This window comes from Halomonas denitrificans, assembly GCA_019800895.1.
Taxonomy (GTDB): domain Bacteria; phylum Pseudomonadota; class Gammaproteobacteria; order Xanthomonadales; family Wenzhouxiangellaceae.
In genome coordinates, this window is sequence record JAHVKF010000001.1 from 684777 (window position 1) to 702631 (window position 17855).

Below are 17855 nucleotides of genomic sequence, written 5' to 3' on the forward strand. Positions count from 1 at the left end.
CTGCACGCCCCCTCCCCCCGGCTGCGCTATCGTTGCGTGTCTCAACGCACAAGGAGCGCCCGGAAATGCGCCAGTTCTCCTGCACCACCCTTGCAGCCCTGCTGCTCTCGATCACGGTTCCGGCCATCCCGGCGCTGGGCGAGGAGCTCGAACTCACTCCTGCGCCGGACGGGGCCGTCGTCTACTTCATCACTCCGGCCCACGGCGAAACGATCACCGGTCCGGTGACCGTGCGCTTCGGCCTGGACGGCATGGGCGTGGCACCGGCCGGCGTGGACCACGCATCGACCGGCCACCACCACCTGTTGATCGACCTTCCCGACGGCGACCTGCCGGCACTGGATCGGCCGCTGCCGGCATCGAACCAGGTCGTCCATTTCGGCGGGGGTCAGACGCAGGTCACCCTTGAGCTCGAGCCCGGGGTACACACGCTGCAGCTGCTGCTCGGCGATCACCGCCACGTCCCCCACGCCCCACCGGTGCTGTCCGAGCGGATCACGATCCGGGTTGAAGCCGTCGACGAAGCCGACGCCGAGGACTCGCGTCACTGACCGTCCCGATGCCGACCGGGAGCGCGGTCGGCTGCTCAATCGGACCCCCTATCGGTTCCGCGCGCGCCGCAGGCGTGCGTGGGCGTCGTCGCGGTAGGCACGCGCGGCCGCCAGCAGCACCTCCGGCGCCAGGCGCACGGTGTAGTCCGGATTGACGAACGCGAACTGGATGACGCCGTCGGCGCCGATCAGAAACGTTGCCGGTGCGGGCAGTGCGCCGTGCGCCTCGCCGCTGCGATCGGCCAGGTCGATGCCTGCACCCCGGTAGCGCTCCAGCGTGTCCTCGTCGAGTCGGAACGCGATGCCGAAGGCTTCGGCCGCGCTCATGCCGGCGTCGGAGAGCAACCTGTAGTCGAAGCCGGTGTCCTCGCCTTCGGCCAGCAGCGCCGGGCGATCGGGCGAGAGGAACCAGACGTCGAAGCCCATCGCCTGCAACTCCGCTTCCGCGGTGCGCAGTTCGGCCAGGTGAAGGTTGCAGTACGGGCACCAGCCGCCCCGGTAGAAGGTCAGGACCACCGGCTTGCCGTGATCTGCCGGATCGTACGCGACGGGCTCGCCGTCGAGCCCGGTCAGGGTCAGCGACGGTGCGTTCATCCCGGGCAGCAGCGGCTGGATGAACTCGGGGTCTTCGTGGATCTCGGCGCGCGCCGGCGAGGCGGCGCTCAGAAGAAGGACGATCGCGAGAAGTACGGCAGGGAGGAGTACGGCAGGGAGAACTGCGACCAGGAAGCGGTTCATTTCGGCTCCGGACGGTGGATTCCGGAGACGTGACCGCGCCGGGCCCGGATCGCTTTCATTCCCCGGGAACGGTCACAAGCGATCAGCCCATCAGGCTGCGGTGCTTGCCGACGATGAGCATCGACAGCTCCAGCGCCTGTTCGTAGTTCAGCCGCGGGTCCACGGTGGTCTTGTAGGCCCGCTTCAGGTCGTCCTCGCCGAGCTCGCGGGCGCCGCCGATGCACTCGGTGACGTTCTCGCCGGTCAGCTCAAGGTGCACGCCGCCGAGGCGCGAGCCGGAGGCGGCGTGGATGTCGAAGGCCTGCTCCAGTTCCGCCTGGATGTTGTCGAAGCGGCGGGTCTTGTAGCCCGAGGCGGTCTTCTCCGTGTTGCCGTGCATCGGGTCGGCGATCCACAGGACAGGACTGCCGGTCGCCTTGACCGCCTCGATCAGCCCCGGCAGCGTGTCGCCCACCTTGCCGGCGCCCATGCGGTGGATCAGCACGATTCGGCCGGCCTCGTCGTCCGGGTTCAGCGTGCGGATCAGGCCCTTGAGCCAGTCCGCCGTCATGCCCGGACCGACCTTGATGCCGATCGGATTGCGGATGCCGCGGAACATCTCGACATGCGCTCCCTCGAGCGCCGCCGTTCGCATGCCGATCCACGGGAAGTGGGTGGACAGGTTGAACCAGCCCCACTGGCGCGGCACCTGGCGCGTCAGCGCCTGTTCGTAGTTGAGGTGCAGCGCCTCGTGGGAGGTGAAGAAGTCCACGCGCCGGACGCTGCCCGGTGTCTGGCCGGTCACGGTTTCCATGAAGCGAACGGAATGGCCGATGGAATCGGCGATCCGGTGGAACTGCTCGGCCAGGGGCGAGTGCTCGACCCAGCCCAGGTCCCAGTACTCGGGGTGATGCAGGTCGGCGAAGCCGCCGTCGACCAGCGCGCGCACGAAGTTCATCGACATGGCCGAGCGCGCGTAGGCCTGGAGCATCCGCTCCGGGTCGGGGCGGCGCGATTCGGCGGTGAAGTCCGGCGCGTTGACGATGTCGCCGCGATAGCTCGGCAGGCGGTCTTCGCCGCGGGTCTCGAAATCGTCCGAACGCGGCTTGGCGTACTGGCCGGCGAAGCGGCCGACACGAACCACGGGCATCTCCATGCCGTGGACCATGACCAGGGACATCTGCAGCAGCACCTTCAGCCGGTTGGTGATGATGCTCGGCGAGCACTCGTCGAACACTTCGGCGCAGTCGCCCCCCTGCAGGAAGAAGCGCTTGCCGGCCTGGGCCTCGGCGACCTGCTCCTTCAGCGACAGGATTTCCCAGGACGTGACCAGCGGCGGCAGCCTGGACAGGCGCGCCTGGGCTGCGGCCAGCTGGTCCGGGTCGTCGTACTTCGCCTGCTGCAGCGCCTCGCGCCGCGTCCAGGAATCGACCGCCCAGTCATTCGGCGGCGTGATGGATTTCAGGGACTCGCTCATGTCGTGCTCTTCCGATGCTTGCCGACCATGATCGCCACGGCGACCATGAAGATCATCAGGGCAACATACCAGATGAGGGTCCACCACGGCATCGACAGGCCGAGGAACGACCAGTCGACCACCGCACAGTCGCCGGAACCGGCGAAGGCCGAGCGCAGCGCCTCGCCGAGCCCGAACATCTCCCGGTTGTAGTCGAAGCCGGGACCGCAATCGGGCACCTGGTCCGGCGGCAGGTTCTGGATCCAGATGTGCCGAGCGGCGGTGACCACGCCCCAGGCGCCGCCGGCGACGACGCCCGTGGTCCAGACCCAGCGCCACGCGCCGCGCGCGCCATGCAGCAGGCCGACCAGGGCGAAGGCCGCCATGATCATGAATGCGATCCGCTGGAGGATGCACAGCGGGCACGGGTCCAGCATCATCCGGTACTGGGCGAAGTAGGCATAGGCGAGCAGGCCGAGGCAGGCGGCCAGCACGACGGCGAATCCGGTGCGGGGGTGGGCGAGAATCTTCATCCGCATAGTCTGCCACGCTGCGATGGAGCGCGGTGCCGATGCGCGGCGAGTTCGGCGCGTCCGTGCGATCATCTGCGGTCGGAATCCATTCATCTCGAACGAGCCGAGCACATGAAGCACGACAAGCCCCAACCGATGCCCGAAACCGACCGCATCCGCCTTCGGCACCTCCACGAGGACCTCGATCGGCGCCTGCAGTCGCTGGCGGGAAACGCAGACGCCGTGCACCGGTCACGCGCCCATGTCGACGCCGTGCTCGACGGCGAGGCCAGCATCTACGGCATCAACACGGGCTTCGGCGCGCTGGCCTCGAAGCGAATCGCGTCGGACCAGCTGGCCCAGCTGCAGAAGAACCTGCTGCTTTCCCATGCCTGCGGCACCGGCGACCCCCTGCCGCGCGACATCACCCGGCTGATGCTCCGGCTGAAGATCCACGCGCTGGGGCTGGGCCAGTCCGGCATCTCGATCCCGGTGTTCGAGCAGCTGCTGTCCCTTGACCGGCACGGCATCGTGCCGTGGGTGCCGAGCCGCGGCAGCGTCGGCGCGTCCGGCGACCTCGCGCCCCTGGCCCACATGGCCCTGCCGCTGATCGGCGCGGGCCGCTGCTGGACCCCGGACGGCACCGGCGCCGAACCGGCGAGCGACGCGCTGGCCCGCGCCCGCCTGGAACCGGTCGAGCTGGCGGCCAAGGACGGCCTGGCGCTGATCAACGGTACGCAGATGATGGCGGCCTGCGGCGCCGAGGTGCTCTACCGCGCGATCGCGCTGCTGCGCAACGCCGACATCCTCGGTGCGATGAGCCTGGAGGCGCTGCAGGGCTCGTCCCGGCCCTTCGACGCGCGCATCCACGCGATCCGCCCGCACCCCGGCCAGGTCGCGGTCGCGGCCAACATCCGGCGCTTGCTGGCCGACAGCGAGATCCTCGAATCCCATCGCGACTGCGGCAAGGTCCAGGACCCCTATTCGCTTCGCTGCATTCCGCAGGTGCACGGCGCCAGCCGCGACGCGCTGGCCCACTGCAGCGAGGTCGTCGAGCGTGAACTGAATTCCGTGACCGACAATCCGCTGGTGTTCGACGACGGCGACATCGTGTCCGGCGGCAACTTCCACGGCCAGCCGCTGGCCCTGGTGCTCGACCACGCCGCGATCGCGCTGGCCGAGCTGGCCTCGATCTCGGAGCGCCGCACCTACCTGCTGCTGGCCGGCCACGACGGCCTGCCCACCCTGCTGATGAAGGACACGGGGATCAACTCGGGCTTCATGATCCCGCAGTACACGGCCGCGGCCCTGGTCAGCGAGAACAAGGTGCTGGCGCACCCGGCCAGCGTCGATTCCATTCCGACCAGCCTGGGCCAGGAAGATCATGTCTCGATGGGATCGATCGGCGCGCTGAAGCTGCTGTCCGTGCTCGACAACGTCGAGCGCGTGCTGGCCGTGGAACTGCTGACCAGCGCCCAGGCGCTGGATTTCCGCTCGCCGCTGAAGCCGGGACGCGGCGTGCAGCTCGCGCACCGGGCCGTTCGCGACGCGGTAGGCCACGCCGACCACGACTACGAAGTCGGGGCGGACATCGAAACCTGCGCGCGCCTGCTGAGCGAGCGCACCCTGATCCGCGCGGTCGCCGAAGAGGTGGAACTGGACTAGCCGCTCACCGGGCTGCCGAACCGGGCCATCGGCAGGGCGGTGGAGAGGGACCCGCGGAGCGCCGCGGGCCCGAAGGCGGGGGTTCAGTCCTCGACGGGCCGTGCGTTGAGCTCGACGTAGAGGCGCGCGGACTCGGGCGTCGCCGCGTCCACGCCCGGATCGACCACCGAGAAGCTGCCCGTGGAACCGGTCCGAACGCCCAGTATCGAGTCGGTCAGGAATTCCCATTCGCCGTCGATGCGCTCGGAAATGCCGACGCGAATCCAGATCGCGTCCCGGGCCGCGCCCTCGTGCTCCATCGGCGGCTCGACCAGCAGCGTCATGCGCCAGCCGGTCTCGCCCTGGGCCATCTCGATCGTCGCCTCCTTGTCCGCCTCGACCACGACCGACGGCGTGCCGCGCAGTTCGCCGTCGATCCAGACGCTGGATTCGACGACGTAGTCCGTCGCCGAGGCCAGGCCCGCCGACAAAAGGAGGGCCAGCGAACCGATCAACCGAAGCGTCTTCATCGTGCGTCCCTCCGTCACTGGTTGCGGAACCGGGCCGGCAGCACTTCCGTGTCGGGCTGGTCTGCGCCCTCGGGAACGACCGGCATCAGGTCCTGCTTGGAAACGCCCAGCAGGATCGCCGCGTTGCTGGCGACGAAGATCGACGAGTAGGTCCCGACGATCACGCCGACGATCAGCGTGTAGGCGAAGGCATGGATGATCTCGCCACCGAAGTAGAACAGCGCGATCAGCACCAGCAGCGTGGTCAGCGAGGTCATCAGCGTGCGCGACAGCATCTGGTTGATCGACAGGTTGGTCAGCTCGACGGCCGTGCCCTTGCGCTTGATCCGGAAGTTCTCGCGCAAGCGGTCGTAGACGACGATCGTGTCGTTCAGCGAGTAGCCGATCACCGCCAGCAGGGCCGCGACCACGGTCAGGTCGAAGTTGATCCGGAACAGCGAGACCAGGCCCAGCACCACGACCACGTCGTGGATCAGGGCGAGCACCGCGCCGACGGCGAAGCGCCACTGGAACCGGAAGGAGACGTAGAGCAGGATGCCGGCCAGCGCGTAGAGCATGGCCAGGCCGCCCTGCTCGGCCAGTTCCTGCCCGACCTGCGGGCCGACGAACTCGACCCGGCGCATCTCGATGCCGCTGGCCGTCGACTCCAGCGCGTCGAGCACTTCCGTCGAGATGTCGGCGCCCTCTTCGGCCGCCTCCGCAGCCGGCAGACGGACCACGATGTCGCGGGCGGTGCCGAAGGTCTGGACCGTGAAGTCCTCGTAGCCGGCGGCGTCCAGCGCGTCACGGACATCGCCGAGCTCGGGCGCGGCCGGATAGCTCACCTCGATCAGCGTCCCGCCGGTGAAGTCCAGGCCGAATTCGAGACCGCGGGTGGCCAGCGCGCCGATGCTGATCAGCAGCAGCACGGCGGAGAAGATCAGCGCGAACTTGCGTCGCGCCATGAAGTCGATCCTGGTGTCCTGGCGAATGATATCCATCATCGAATCCTCAGATCGCGACCCCGGCCAGCTTCTGCTTGCGGCCGTAGATCAGGTTGATGACTGCGCGCGTTCCGACGATCGCGGTGAACATCGACGTCACGATGCCGATCGACAGCGTGACCGCGAAGCCCTTGACCGGGCCGGTCCCGAACATGAACAGCACCAGCGCGGCGATCAGCGTGGTGACGTTGGCGTCGGCAATCGTCGAGAAGGCCTTCTCGTAGCCGGCCCGGATCGACGACTGCGGTGAATTGCCGAGGTGCAGCTCTTCCTTGATGCGCTCGAAGATCAGCACGTTGGCGTCGACCGCCATGCCGACGGTCAGCACGATTCCGGCGATGCCGGGCAGGGTCAGCGTCGCCCCGAGCATCGACAGCCCGGCCACGATCAGCACCAGGTTGGCGGTCAGCGCCAGGTTGGCGACCAGGCCGAAGACCCGGTAGTAGATGGCCATCAGCACCAGCACCAGGACGAAGCCGATGATCACGGAGCGGAAGCCCTGGTCAATGTTGTCGCGACCGAGGCTCGGGCCCACCGTGCGTTCCTCGATGATCTCGACCGGCGCGGCCAACGCGCCGGCGCGCAACAGCAGCGCGAGCTGGCTGGCCTCGCGCGACCCGTCCAGGCCGGTGGTCTGGAAGCGGCGGCCGAAGGGCTCGCGGACCACGGCCACGGAGATCACTTCCTCGACGCGGCGATTCTCGCGGACTTCCTCGCCATCGACGACGCGCGTCTCGGGCCGCTGCTCGATGAAGACCACGGCCATCCGGTTGCCCACGTTTTCGGTGGTGAAGTCCAGCATGCGGCGGGCGCCGGCCGCGTCCAGCGTCACGGAGACCATCGGCGAGCCGGTGGTCTGCTCGAAGCCGGCGGCCGCGTTCAGCAATTCGTCGCCGGTCGCGATCGTGCGGCGCGACAGCAGGATCGGGTTGCCCTGGCGATCGAAGTACAGCCGCGACTGCGGCGGCACGCGGCCGGTGCGCTGGGCCTCAAAGGGATCGTTCTCCTCGTCCACGGCCCGATACTCCAGGGTGGCCGTGGCGCCCAGGATGCGCTTGGCCTCGGCCGTGTCCTGCACGCCGGGCAATTGGACCACGATGCGGTCGGCGCCCTGCTGCTGGATGATCGGTTCGGCCACGCCGAGTTCGTTGACGCGGTTGCGCAGCGTGGTGATGTTCTGCTGCAGCGCGTTCTGCTGCATCTCGGTCATCACTTCGGGCAGGACGGTACCGCGGATGTTGAAGGTCTCGCCGCCTTCGACCGCGGTCAGTTCGAGCTCGGGAAGTTCCTGCGCCAGGGTCTGCAGGGCCTGCTGGCGATCCTCGTCGGTGCGCAGCTCGGCGATCAGGGCCTGGCCTTCGCGGCGAACCGAGCGGTAGCGGATGCGCTCGTCGCGAAGCAGGTTGCGGACGTCGTCGACGAAGGCCTCGAGGCGAACGTCGCGGGCCGCGTCCATGTCGACCTCCATCAGGAAGTGGACACCGCCCTGCAGGTCCAGGCCCAGCACCATCGGTTCGGCGCCCAGTGCTTCGAGCCAGTCGGGGGTGGCCGGGGCCAGGTTCAGCGCGACCACGTAGCCGTCGCCGAGCTCCTCGCGCAACGCGTCGGCGGCGCGCAGCTGCTGCTCGCTGTTGTCGAAACGCATCAGCAGGCGCTCCGGATCGAACGCGACGTCCTTCGCCTCGAGGCCCTCGGCCTGGATCGCGTCGGTGGCCACGCCGGTGAGCGACGGATCGAGCTCGAAGCCGCGGGCCGACGAGACCTGGACGGCCGGGTCGTCGCCGAACAGGTTGGGCGCGGCGTAGAGCGCGCCCAGCGTCAGCACGACGATCAGCAACAGGTATTTCCAAGCGGGATAACGGTTCATCGTTGAAGAAGTCCTGGTGGATCGGGTCCCGGGCTGCGCGTCCCGGGGCAAGGGCCGCTCGGAACCGCCGGAGCGCCGGCGATTCCTCCACGGCAACGGCGTCAGGGTGCCGAGTCGAACGTGCCCTTCGGCACGACCTGGGTCACGGAATGCTTCTGCAGCTTGACCGTGGTGCCGCCGCCGAGATCGACGCCGATGAAGCTGTCGCCGACCTCGACGATCTTGCCGAGCATTCCGCCGGCGGTGACGATCTCGTCGCCGACGGAAAGGCTGGACACCAGCTCGCGGTGCTGCTTGTTGCGCTTCATCTGGGGCCGAATGATCAGCAGCCAGAAGATCAGCACGATGAAGGCCAGCGGCAGCAGCGAGCCGAGCAGGCTCGGCGCGTCACCGGCCGCCTGGGCCATCGCGGGAGAAATCAGGAAATCGGACAGGGTCTGCAGCATGGCCGCGGCACTCCTAGAGTAGAAAATTCAGTTCTTTCAGTTGCTTGCAATCGACCGCCCGGGGCCGGACGTCGGCAAACGCCGGATTATCCCACAACCGCCCCGCCTTTGCCGACGGTGCGGTGGGCCGATCCACGCGGTCAGCAATGGGGGCGCCGGCTGCGCTTTACCAGTGCGCCATCGCCGATCGAGACCGCTGCCGGCGCGCGATACGGCCCCGGCCGCTCCGGCTTTACTTGCCCCCCGGCAATGTCGGACACTGGGTCGCGCCGGTCGGCCGTCCGCCCGGGGCGGCGACCCCCGGCCCGTGACCACCCGGCCCGTTACAGCCCACCTGGCCCGTTTCAGCCAAGGAGCCGAAGCATGACCGACCCCGCCTCCCACCGCGACCTGTACCCGGTCCCCGAAGAGCGGGCCGCACGCGCGCACGTCGACGCCGACGACCACCGGGCGATGAGCGAGCGCGCTCGCAACGACCCCGAGGGCTTCTGGGGCGAAATCGGCCGACGGCTCGACTGGATGCGGCCGTTCACCCGCGTCAAGGACGTCTCCTTCGACCTCGACGACCTGCACATCCGGTGGTACCACGACGGCACGCTGAACGTCTGCGAGAACTGCGTCGACCGGCACCTCGACACGCGCGCCGACCAGGTCGCGATCCTGTGGGAAGGCGACGACCCGGGCCGCGACGCCAGGATCACCTACCGCGAGCTGCACGACCGCGTCTGCCGATTCGCCAACGTGCTCAAGCGGATCGGCGTGAACAAGGGCGACCGCGTCACGCTGTACCTGCCGATGATCCCTGAAGCCGCGATCGCGATGCTGGCCTGCGCCCGGATCGGAGCGGTCCACTCGGTGGTGTTCGGAGGCTTTTCACCGGACGCGCTGGCCGGCCGCATCGTCGACTGCGATTCGAACGTGGTCATCACCGCCGACTTCGGCCGCCGCGGCGGACGCACCACGCCGCTGAAGGCCAACGTCGATGCAGCCCTGGACAACGAGGAAGCGGCGGAGCGCGTCGACTCGGTGCTGGTGGTCCGCAATACCGGCGACGAGGTGGCCTGGAACGACGAGCGCGACCGCTGGCTTGACGAGGAGCTCGCGCGGGTCGATGGCGACTGCCCGGCGGAAGAGATGAACGCGGAGGATCCGCTGTTCATCCTCTACACCTCGGGGTCGACGGGCAAGCCGAAGGGCGTGCTGCACACCTCGGGCGGCTACCTGGTCTACGCCAGCTACAGCCACGAGCTGGTCTTCGACTACCACGAGGGCGACATCTACTGGTGCACGGCCGACGTGGGCTGGATCACCGGCCACAGCTACATCGTCTACGGCCCGCTGGCCAACGGTGCGACCACGCTGATGTTCGAGGGCGTCCCCAGCCATCCCGACCACCGTCGCTTCTGGCAGGTCTGCGACAAGCACCGGGTCAATCTGTTCTACACGGCGCCGACCGCGATCCGGGCCCTGATGCGCGAGGGCGACGCACCGGTGAAGGCGACCTCGCGCGACTCCCTTCGCATCCTCGGCACGGTCGGTGAGCCGATCAATCCGGAGGCCTGGCACTGGTATCACTCGGTCGTCGGCGACGGCCGCTGTCCGATCGTCGATACCTGGTGGCAGACGGAAACCGGCGGCATCCTGATCAGCCCGCTTCCGGGGGCGACTGCGCTCAAGCCCGGCTCGGCAACCCGGCCGTTGCCCGGCATCCAGCCGGCGCTGGTCGACGCCGACGGGCGGGTCCTGGAGGGCGAGGCCTCCGGCAACCTGGTCCTCACGGACAGCTGGCCCGGCCAGATGCGCACCGTGTACGGCGACCACAAGCGCTTCGGCGAAACCTATTTCTCGACCTTCAAGGGCTGTTACTTCACCGGCGACGGCGCGCGGCGAGACGCCGATGGGGACTACTGGATCACCGGCCGGGTCGACGACGTGATCAACGTCTCCGGCCACCGCCTGGGCACGGCCGAAGTCGAATCGGCACTGGTCGCGCACGGCGCCGTGGCCGAAGCCGCCGTGGTCGGCTATCCGCACGAGATCAAAGGCCAGGGGGTCTACGCCTACGTGACGCTGATGGAAGGCCGGGAGGGCAGCGACGCCCTGGCGAAGGAACTCGTCGGCTGGGTGCGCAAGGAAATCGGCCCCATTGCGACGATCGATCACCTGCAGTGGGCACCGGGCCTGCCGAAGACCCGCTCGGGCAAGATCATGCGCCGGATCCTGCGCAAGATCGCCGCCGACGAGGCCGATCAGCTCGGCGACACCTCGACGCTGGCCGAACCGGAGGTGGTCGACCACCTGGTCAAGAACCGCCGCACGGCCGTCTGAGCGCTCCGGCCGGGTTCAGGCGCGCAGGTCGGTCTCTCGATCCGACGAGGGGTCGGCCGGATCCTCCGAAGAGGCCTCGCTCGTGGACTCGCCGCCCGAAGCATCGCCGCCCCCTGCTCCGGGCCGGCTCGGCTCGCCCGGACCGCCGCTCGCCGGAAACACCTGGCGAAAGGCGCGCCACTGGGCCGCGGCGAACAGCAGCTGGACGAACAGCGAGATCAGCACCGAGAGCACCTGCACCAGGAGCTGGCCGAACGCCCCCAGGGCCAGCGTCAACAGGCCGCCGAGCATGATGAACACCAGTCCGGCCAGGAACAGCACGCCGACCAGGACCAGTGCGTAGCCGAGGAACGCGGCCCAGTTGACCAGCGCGGCCCGCAGGCTCCACAGCAGCGCCGCCAGCAGCGGCCAGCGCCAGAAGAACACCAGCGGCACGGCGAAGTAGAGCGCACCCAGCACCAGCGCGAGCACGCCGGCGGCCAGCGCGATGCCGCCGAGCAGGTTCACGCCCTCGAACAGGGCGAACAGCGCATCGGGCTCCTGCTCCATGCGCTGGGGATCGGCCATCAGCGCATTGAGCGCCTCCAGGTCCATCTGCGGCGACAGCCAGGCACCCAGCACGAGCACTGCGGCGAACAGGCCGAGCAGCAGCAGGCCGCCGAGACCCAGCAGCCGGCCGCGCACGGAGGGCTCCCGGAACCCGTCGAACAGGGCCGTGCTCGGGAAGCCCGCTGGCGACGCGGCGCCGCCGTCGAGGCGCCGGAAGATGCCGAGCAGACCGGCAGTCAGCACCGGCGACAACACGATCATCAGCGGCAGACCGATCAGGGGCACGGCCTGGAGCAGCGACAGGACGATCAACCAGGCCGCGACGCGCACCAGTCCGGCACCGCCCCGACCGACCAGGTTGGCGCCGTCGGTCAACCAGCGGGCGCCGTCGGTGAACGAGGCTCGGACGATTCTGGGGTCGGAACTCATGCGGCATCTTCCTCGGCGTGGACGGGGGCAGCGACCACTTCCGGGCCGCGCGTCGTGCGGTTCAAGCAATGCCCGAGCACGGACCCGAGCTGCATCGTGGCCAGTGCCAGGACCAGCGCCAGGACCAGGCCGCCGGCGATCGCGGCAACGTCGGCAACGGTCCACGCGGCGGTCCAGTCGCCGATCATCCGGAACACGTCATCGCTGCGCCAGGCCTCCAGCGGTCGGCCGGCCGAGCCGGCGAACAACCGCGAGACGACGATCGATGCCGACTCGTAGTAATCGCCGGTCAGCGAGATCATCGGCGCCGCGACCAGCGGCAGCAGCCCGCCCGCGGCCAGCATCGATCCGGGGCCGGGGCGCTCGCGGGCAAGCGCCTTCTGCCACAGCCAGAAGCCGGGAAAGATCGTCAGCAGGTAGGGCATCAGCACGCAGGCCTGGTAGACGAGATCGGAGCCGCCCGTATCGAAGCCGGTCAGCCGGCCCGCATACTCCGAGCCGCTGACCACGAAGGGGAAGACCTCGGCGAGCAGCGCACCGCCGTAGATCGCATCGATCTCCAGGCGCGAGACCGACCCACCGGCCAGCACGCAGCCGGCGACGTGGAGCAACTCGTGGATCGGCACGTAGAGCCACCAGCCCAGGACCAGCCCGAGCATCAGCCAGGCCGTCGACAGCGGTCCGGGCAGGCGCTCGAAGAAGCCGAGCAGCGAGCGCGCGTCAGTCGCGAGCGCGGTCATTGCCCGCATCGACGGACGCGAAGCTCAGCGCGTCGGCGCTCCAGGGCTCGATGGTCCGAAGCGCCTCGGGCACGTCCTCGGGCTCGTCGACCGTGTGCCAGAGGTCCAGGTGCGCCTGGCCCATGAACCGTTCGCGCACGCTGTGCTGGAGAAACTCGATCAGCTTGTCGTAGTAGCCGGCCGTGTTGACCAGCAGGATCGGTCCGAAGTACTGGCCGAGACGCTTCAGGGTCATCGCCTCGAAGACTTCCTCGAAGGTGCCGCAACCGCCGGGCAGCGTGACCACCGCCGCGCTGTCGACCAGCATCTTCTCCTTGCGAATGCGCATGCTGGGCACCACCTCCATGGAGGTCAGGCGCTGATGGCCCTTCTCGAGGGTGGTCAGGAATTCGGGGATCACCCCGTGGACCTCGCCCCCCGCGTCCAGCGCGGCGTCGGCCATCGCCCCCATCAGGCCCGTGCCGCCGCCGCCGTAGACGATCGGATGGCCGGCCGAGGCCAGCGCTCGGCCCAGCCGCGCGGCGACATCGAAGTAATTCGGCGACAGCGCGTGGCTGGAGGCCGCGTAGACTGTGATCCGCTTGTTGCTCAATTCACCCGACACCGTATGGATTCCCCTGCAATGACGATTCGAAACCTGGCCCGGTATTGTAGACGCGGCGCGTTGCTGGCCGGGACGGCGCTGCTGCTCGGCGCCTGCGCGCCGTCGTCCGACGAACTGGCCGAGGGCCAGGAACCCTATCTCCGATTCTGCGCGTCCTGCCACGGCAACGACGGCGGCGGCAAGGCGCCGGCGTTTCCGCCGATCGCCGGTTCCGAGTGGCTGGAGCTCGGCCCGGACGCGATCGCGCTGGTCGTGCTCGGCGGCATGAGCGGCGAAATCGAGGTCGCCGGCCGGACCTACCGCGGCTACATGCCGCCGATGCGCCAGCTGTCCGACGACGACATCGCCGGACTGCTCGGCTACATCGGCCGCGAGTGGGCGAGCTGGGAGCGCCTTCCCGATTCGGCCCGGGTCGCGGAGCTGCGGCCGCTCACCGACGACAGCCGCGCGACCGCCGGCCGCGAGGGCCTCGAGGCGCTGCTCGAACAGGTCCCGGCACCATGAATCCGCAACGGGTCGCCCATCCCCCCGCCAGCCTGGTCCTCCTCGGCATCACCGTGGTCGCGTGGTTCCTGCAGCAGATGAACCCGATCGAGTCGATGCGCCTGCTGGCGCTGTGGCCGCTGGCCACACCGGAGTCGATCCGGTTCACCGATGTCGGCGTGCTCGATACGGGCTTCGGGCCCTGGCAGTTGCTGTCCTACGGTTTCCTGCACGGCGGCCTCGGCCACCTGTTCTTCAACATGTTCGCGCTGTACATGTTCGGCCTGCCGATCGAGCAGGCCTGGGGCACGAAACGCTTCGTGGTGTACTACCTGGTCTGCATCGTCGGCGCCGGCCTGGTCCAGCTGCTGACCGCGGCGGTCACCGGCGGCATCTATCCGACCATCGGCGCCTCCGGCGGTGTGTTCGGCCTGCTGCTGGCCTTCGGCATGATGTACCCCAACCAGCGCATCCTGCTGATCATTCCGCCGATCCCGATCAAGGCCAAGTGGTTCGTGATCGGCTACGGGCTGCTGACGCTGTTCTTCGGCGTGACCGGCACGATGGCCGGCGTCGCGCACTTCGCCCACCTCGGCGGGATGCTGTTCGGCCTGGCCCTGATCCTGTTCTGGGGCCGGCAGGACTACCGGCGGCGAAACCGCTAGGCGACGAGGGCGCTTCGAGCGGCACGAAAACGCCCGCCGGGGACGAATCCCGCGGCGGGCGTGCATCCGGTCGGGGCGACCGGCTCTCGTACTCCGGTCCGGGGTCAGCCGTCGGACTCGCGCAGGACGAACTCGCCGGAGAAGGTCTGCGCGCGAACGCGAACGCTGCCGTCGCCGGCACGCACCGACATGCCCTTCTCGCGCATGGTCTCGGTGTCGCTCGCGAAATGGTTCTCGAGGTCGCCGGAGAAGGTCTTGGCGTCGACATCCACCGGCGTGCCCGCCGGCAGCGCCAGGTCGATGCCGCCGGAATGGGTCTGGACGTCGATCCGGGCATTGCCGACCGGTCGCAGTGCGACCTCGAGGTCGCCCGAGACGGTCTCGCCTTCGAACTCCACGGTTTCGACCGCATCGATCTCGAGGTCCCCGCTGACCGACCCGGCGCGAATGCTACCGGCCAGCCCGAACGCTTCGATGTCGCCGCTGACCGACTTCACCGTATTGCTGTCGGTTCCGCCGCCGTCGAGTTCGATGTCGCCGCTGACCGTTTCGGCGGTCAGTCGCGTCGGGGAATTGCCGGTCAGGATCAGGTCGCCGCTGACCGTACGGGCTTCGAGACGCGGACCGCGCAGGCCCTCGACCTCGAGATCGCCACTGACCGAGCTCGCGCTCACCAGGCTTCCCGCCGGTACGGTGATGACCAGGGCGGTCTGCGGGCCGCGGTCCCAGCTCCACCCGTTGCGCTCGCCGTCCTTCATCTCGACCCGGATGGTCCAACGGGACGGATCGCCCTCGATGACCAGTTCCTCGACTTCATCCCCGAGCCGGCCTTCGATGCTCAGCTGGTCTGCGGCGGCTCCGACCACGCGGAATTCGCCGGTCACGCCGGAAAAATCGATCACGGCGTCCGCATCGGCGGTGCGCGTTTCGCTGACATCCGTGGCCCAGGCCGGGACGGCCGACAGCGGCACCAGCGCGGCCAGCGCGGCGCCCGTGATCCAATGGGTCCAGGACCGGGCCTTCGGGGGGTTCCTGTCGTTCGTGTTCCTGTCGTTCATGTTCCTTTCAATCGTGTTCCTGACGTTCATGGCAGCATCCTCGTCGTTGCAGTTGGGGGGCGGAACGTGGTCGTCCATCAAGCGTCGGTCCGGCCGCGAACGGCCAGTCCCGAGTTCAGCAGCCGGACCTGGCGCATGCGCGCCTCGGCCAGGAATTCAAGCAGCAGTCGGTTGTCCGGGTCGCGGTCCAGCGCGGCTTCGAGTTCGTCGATCGCGACCTGGTTCTCGGCCCAGGACGCGGCCAGCGGCTGCGTGTCGATCAGCCCGCCGGTCACCGTCGGTGCGACGCGGCGCATGGCCTCGGTCTCGGCCGCGACCAGGATCCGGCCTCCGTCGATGCCCGCCGGCCGCTCGTCGGGCGGCGGGCGGACCACGACCACGGCGACCAGCAGCACCGCCGCCGCGGCAAGCAGGCCCCAGCGAACGTGCCGTCCTCGGCGGCGCGGACGGATGCGCTCCGCGATCCCGGCCCAGGCGGACGCCGGTGGCGGCGCTTCACGGGTCAGCGTGGACAGCCGTGCGTCGAGTTCGCTGTCCTCGATGCCGCGGTCAGAGGACCCGGTGCCGTATTCGTTCATGCAAGCATCTCCTTGAGCAGGGATCGGGCGCGGCTCAACTGCGCCTTGGACGTGCCGGTCTCGATCGTCATGACCTCGGCGATCTCGGCGTGGCTGAGGTCGCAGAGGTGAAACAGCACCAGGACCTGCCGCGCCCGGTCCGGCAGGCGGGCGATCGCACGCTCCAGGTCCAGGTCGGCGCCCGGCCAGGGCGGCTCGGGGCCGGCGGCGTCGCGCCTGGCGTCGACGACCCGGAAGCCGGCGCGGCGGCGGTCGGCGAGAGCGACGTTGATCGCCAGGCGGCGAATCCAACCCGGGAAGGCCTGCGGCCGGCGAATCTCGCCGAGCCGCCCCCAGGCCTGGACGAAGGCGTCCTGCAGCCAGTCCTCGGCGCGCGCCTCGTCGCCGGCGGCCAGTCGCCAGAGCACCGGGACCAGGCCAGGGGCATAGCGCCGATACAGCCGCTCGAAGGCCGCGCGATCGCCGCCGGCCGCCGCGGGCACGGTGTGGCTCAGGTCCAGGCCATCGTCGACGGACGCGTCCATGCCCTACAGGATGCGCCGAAACGGCAAAAGGTTGGAATGGACCGGCCAGAATGGCCGGAAGGGCCCGTTCAGCGATCGATCGAGGCCGGATCGATCGAGGCCCGATCGCTCGAGCCCGGGTCGATCACGGCTCGTCGGCGGACGCCCCGGACAGCCAGTCGCGCGGCTTGAGGTAGTCGGCCAGGGCCGCCTCGGGGCTGCCCGGCTCGGGCCGGTAGTCGTAGCGCCAGTGGGCGATCGGCGGTAGCGACATCAGGATCGACTCGGTCCGGCCGTCGGACTGCAGACCGAACAGGGTGCCGCGGTCGTAGACCAGGTTGAACTCCACGTAGCGGCCGCGACGGTAGCGCTGGAAGTCCAGCTGGCGCTCACCGTAGGGCGTGGCCTTGCGCCGCTGGACGATCGGCACGTAGGCATCGCCGTAACCGTGTCCGACCGCCTTCCAGTAGTCGAAGCAACGCTCGAAGCCCCATTCGTTCAGGTCGTCGAAGAACAGGCCGCCGATGCCGCGCGTCTCGCCGCGGTGCTTCAGGTGGAAGTACTCGTCGCACCAGGCCTTGTGCGCCGGGTAGACCTCGTCGCCGAACGGGGCGCAGAGGTCGCGCGCGGTCCGGTGCCAGGCCATGCAATCCTCGTCGTAGGGGTACACGGGCGTCAGGTCGAAGCCGCCTCCGAACCACCAGACCGGTTCGGCCCCGGGTTTCTCGGCGATGAAGAACCGGATGTTGGCGTGGCTGGTCGGCACATAGGGATTGACCGGGTGCATGACCACGGAGACCCCGAGCGCCTGGAAGCCGCGCCCGGCCAGTTCGGGCCGGCGGGCGCTGGCCGCCGCCGGCAGGGATGCACCGGTGACGTGCGAGAAATTCACCCCGCCCTTGCCGAACACCGCACCGTCCTCGATCACGCGCGTGCGCCCGCCGCCGCCCTCGGCGCGGGTCCACGCGTCCTCGCGAAATCGTGCGCTGCCGTCGCAGGCCTCGAACTCGCGGCACAAGCGCTCCTGCAGCTCGAGGAGCTCGGACTCGACGGCGCGGACCATTTCGGAGGGCGTGGGCATGGGAATTCGGTCGGGTGAGGGGCCAGGGACCAGGGGCTAGGGACGAGGGGCTAGGGACGAGGGGTCAGGGACTAGTGCGGAAGCGTCCGGGGTTTTACTTTCCCCTGGTCCGTTGCCCCTCGCCGCTGCAT

19 protein-coding genes are annotated in these 17855 nt (G+C 69.2%); 5 read left to right on the forward strand and 14 right to left on the reverse strand.

Features of this window, described 5'->3' with window-relative positions; translation table 11 throughout:
• Positions 1-65: 65 nt before the first annotated feature.
• A complete protein-coding gene (locus tag KUV67_03080; protein ID MBY6203854.1) occupies positions 66-551 on the forward strand; it encodes a DUF4399 domain-containing protein in 486 nt (161 codons plus the stop codon).
• Positions 552-599: 48 nt separating this feature from the next.
• Here KUV67_03080 and KUV67_03085 read toward each other — a convergent pair whose 3' ends face one another.
• From KUV67_03085 to KUV67_03095, 3 genes are all read right to left on the reverse strand, one after another.
• Positions 600-1289 carry an AhpC/TSA family protein gene (locus tag KUV67_03085; GenBank protein MBY6203855.1) on the reverse strand — a complete coding sequence of 230 codons (690 nt, stop codon included), beginning with the start codon at positions 1287-1289 and terminating at the stop codon, positions 600-602.
• An 82-nt stretch (positions 1290-1371) separates the two neighbouring features.
• Positions 1372-2745 carry a 3-deoxy-7-phosphoheptulonate synthase class II gene (locus KUV67_03090; protein ID MBY6203856.1) on the reverse strand — a complete coding sequence of 458 codons (1374 nt, stop codon included), beginning with the start codon at positions 2743-2745 and terminating at the stop codon, positions 1372-1374.
• Complete coding sequence (locus tag KUV67_03095; GenBank protein MBY6203857.1) at positions 2742-3257, reverse strand: disulfide bond formation protein B; 516 nt, start codon at positions 3255-3257, stop codon at positions 2742-2744. Before KUV67_03095 ends, KUV67_03090 begins: the two co-directional genes overlap by 4 nt.
• 111 nt (positions 3258-3368) lie before the next feature.
• Between KUV67_03095 and hutH the strand changes: the two genes are divergently transcribed.
• Positions 3369-4901: a histidine ammonia-lyase gene (hutH, locus tag KUV67_03100; GenBank protein MBY6203858.1), complete on the forward strand. Its 1533-nt coding sequence runs from the start codon at positions 3369-3371 to the stop codon at positions 4899-4901.
• A gap of 83 nt (positions 4902-4984) precedes the next feature.
• Here the strand turns inward: hutH and KUV67_03105 are convergent, their stop codons facing one another.
• From KUV67_03105 to yajC, 4 genes are all read right to left on the reverse strand, one after another.
• Positions 4985-5410 (reverse strand): hypothetical protein, encoded by a 426-nt coding sequence (locus KUV67_03105; GenBank protein ID MBY6203859.1) that lies wholly within the window; start codon positions 5408-5410, stop codon positions 4985-4987.
• 14 nt (positions 5411-5424) lie between these two features.
• Positions 5425-6390, reverse strand: coding sequence for a protein translocase subunit SecF (secF, locus tag KUV67_03110; GenBank protein MBY6203860.1), 966 nt, complete (start codon positions 6388-6390; stop codon positions 5425-5427).
• A 10-nt stretch (positions 6391-6400) separates the two neighbouring features.
• Positions 6401-8260 (reverse strand): protein translocase subunit SecD, encoded by a 1860-nt coding sequence (gene secD / locus KUV67_03115; protein ID MBY6203861.1) that lies wholly within the window; start codon positions 8258-8260, stop codon positions 6401-6403.
• A 101-nt stretch (positions 8261-8361) separates the two neighbouring features.
• On the reverse strand, positions 8362-8694 hold the full coding sequence (gene yajC / locus KUV67_03120) for a preprotein translocase subunit YajC (protein MBY6203862.1): 333 nt from the start codon (positions 8692-8694) through the stop codon (positions 8362-8364).
• 375 nt (positions 8695-9069) lie between these two features.
• Between yajC and acs the strand changes: the two genes are divergently transcribed.
• Positions 9070-11034 (forward strand): acetate--CoA ligase, encoded by a 1965-nt coding sequence (gene acs / locus KUV67_03125; GenBank protein ID MBY6203863.1) that lies wholly within the window; start codon positions 9070-9072, stop codon positions 11032-11034.
• Between the two features lie 15 nt (positions 11035-11049).
• On the opposite strand, the gene KUV67_03130 is transcribed toward acs, so the two are convergent.
• The 3 genes from KUV67_03130 to KUV67_03140 are packed head-to-tail and all read right to left on the reverse strand — an operon-like array spanning position 11050 to position 13344.
• On the reverse strand, positions 11050-12012 hold the full coding sequence (locus tag KUV67_03130; GenBank protein MBY6203864.1) for a hypothetical protein: 963 nt from the start codon (positions 12010-12012) through the stop codon (positions 11050-11052).
• Positions 12009-12752 carry a hypothetical protein gene (locus tag KUV67_03135; GenBank protein MBY6203865.1) on the reverse strand — a complete coding sequence of 248 codons (744 nt, stop codon included), beginning with the start codon at positions 12750-12752 and terminating at the stop codon, positions 12009-12011. Before KUV67_03135 ends, KUV67_03130 begins: the two co-directional genes overlap by 4 nt.
• A complete protein-coding gene (locus KUV67_03140; GenBank protein MBY6203866.1) occupies positions 12733-13344 on the reverse strand; it encodes a TIGR00730 family Rossman fold protein in 612 nt (203 codons plus the stop codon). Before KUV67_03140 ends, KUV67_03135 begins: the two co-directional genes overlap by 20 nt.
• Positions 13345-13374: 30 nt before the next feature.
• On the opposite strand from KUV67_03140, the gene KUV67_03145 reads away from it, so the two are divergent.
• Both KUV67_03145 and KUV67_03150 read left to right on the forward strand, forming a co-directional pair.
• A complete protein-coding gene (locus KUV67_03145; GenBank protein MBY6203867.1) occupies positions 13375-13860 on the forward strand; it encodes a cytochrome c in 486 nt (161 codons plus the stop codon).
• Positions 13857-14504 (forward strand): rhomboid family intramembrane serine protease, encoded by a 648-nt coding sequence (locus tag KUV67_03150; protein ID MBY6203868.1) that lies wholly within the window; start codon positions 13857-13859, stop codon positions 14502-14504. The genes KUV67_03145 and KUV67_03150 overlap by 4 nt, the downstream gene beginning before the upstream one ends.
• Before the next feature lie 104 nt (positions 14505-14608).
• Here the strand turns inward: KUV67_03150 and KUV67_03155 are convergent, their stop codons facing one another.
• The 4 genes from KUV67_03155 to hemF form a co-directional block, all read right to left on the reverse strand.
• A complete protein-coding gene (locus KUV67_03155; protein ID MBY6203869.1) occupies positions 14609-15562 on the reverse strand; it encodes a DUF4097 domain-containing protein in 954 nt (317 codons plus the stop codon).
• A 77-nt stretch (positions 15563-15639) separates the two neighbouring features.
• Positions 15640-16140, reverse strand: coding sequence for a hypothetical protein (locus tag KUV67_03160; protein MBY6203870.1), 501 nt, complete (start codon positions 16138-16140; stop codon positions 15640-15642).
• On the reverse strand, positions 16137-16664 hold the full coding sequence (locus KUV67_03165; protein ID MBY6203871.1) for a sigma-70 family RNA polymerase sigma factor: 528 nt from the start codon (positions 16662-16664) through the stop codon (positions 16137-16139). The genes KUV67_03160 and KUV67_03165 overlap by 4 nt, the downstream gene beginning before the upstream one ends.
• Positions 16665-16788: 124 nt before the next feature.
• Positions 16789-17706 carry an oxygen-dependent coproporphyrinogen oxidase gene (gene hemF / locus KUV67_03170; GenBank protein ID MBY6203872.1) on the reverse strand — a complete coding sequence of 306 codons (918 nt, stop codon included), beginning with the start codon at positions 17704-17706 and terminating at the stop codon, positions 16789-16791.
• Between the last annotated feature and the right edge of the window lie 149 nt (positions 17707-17855).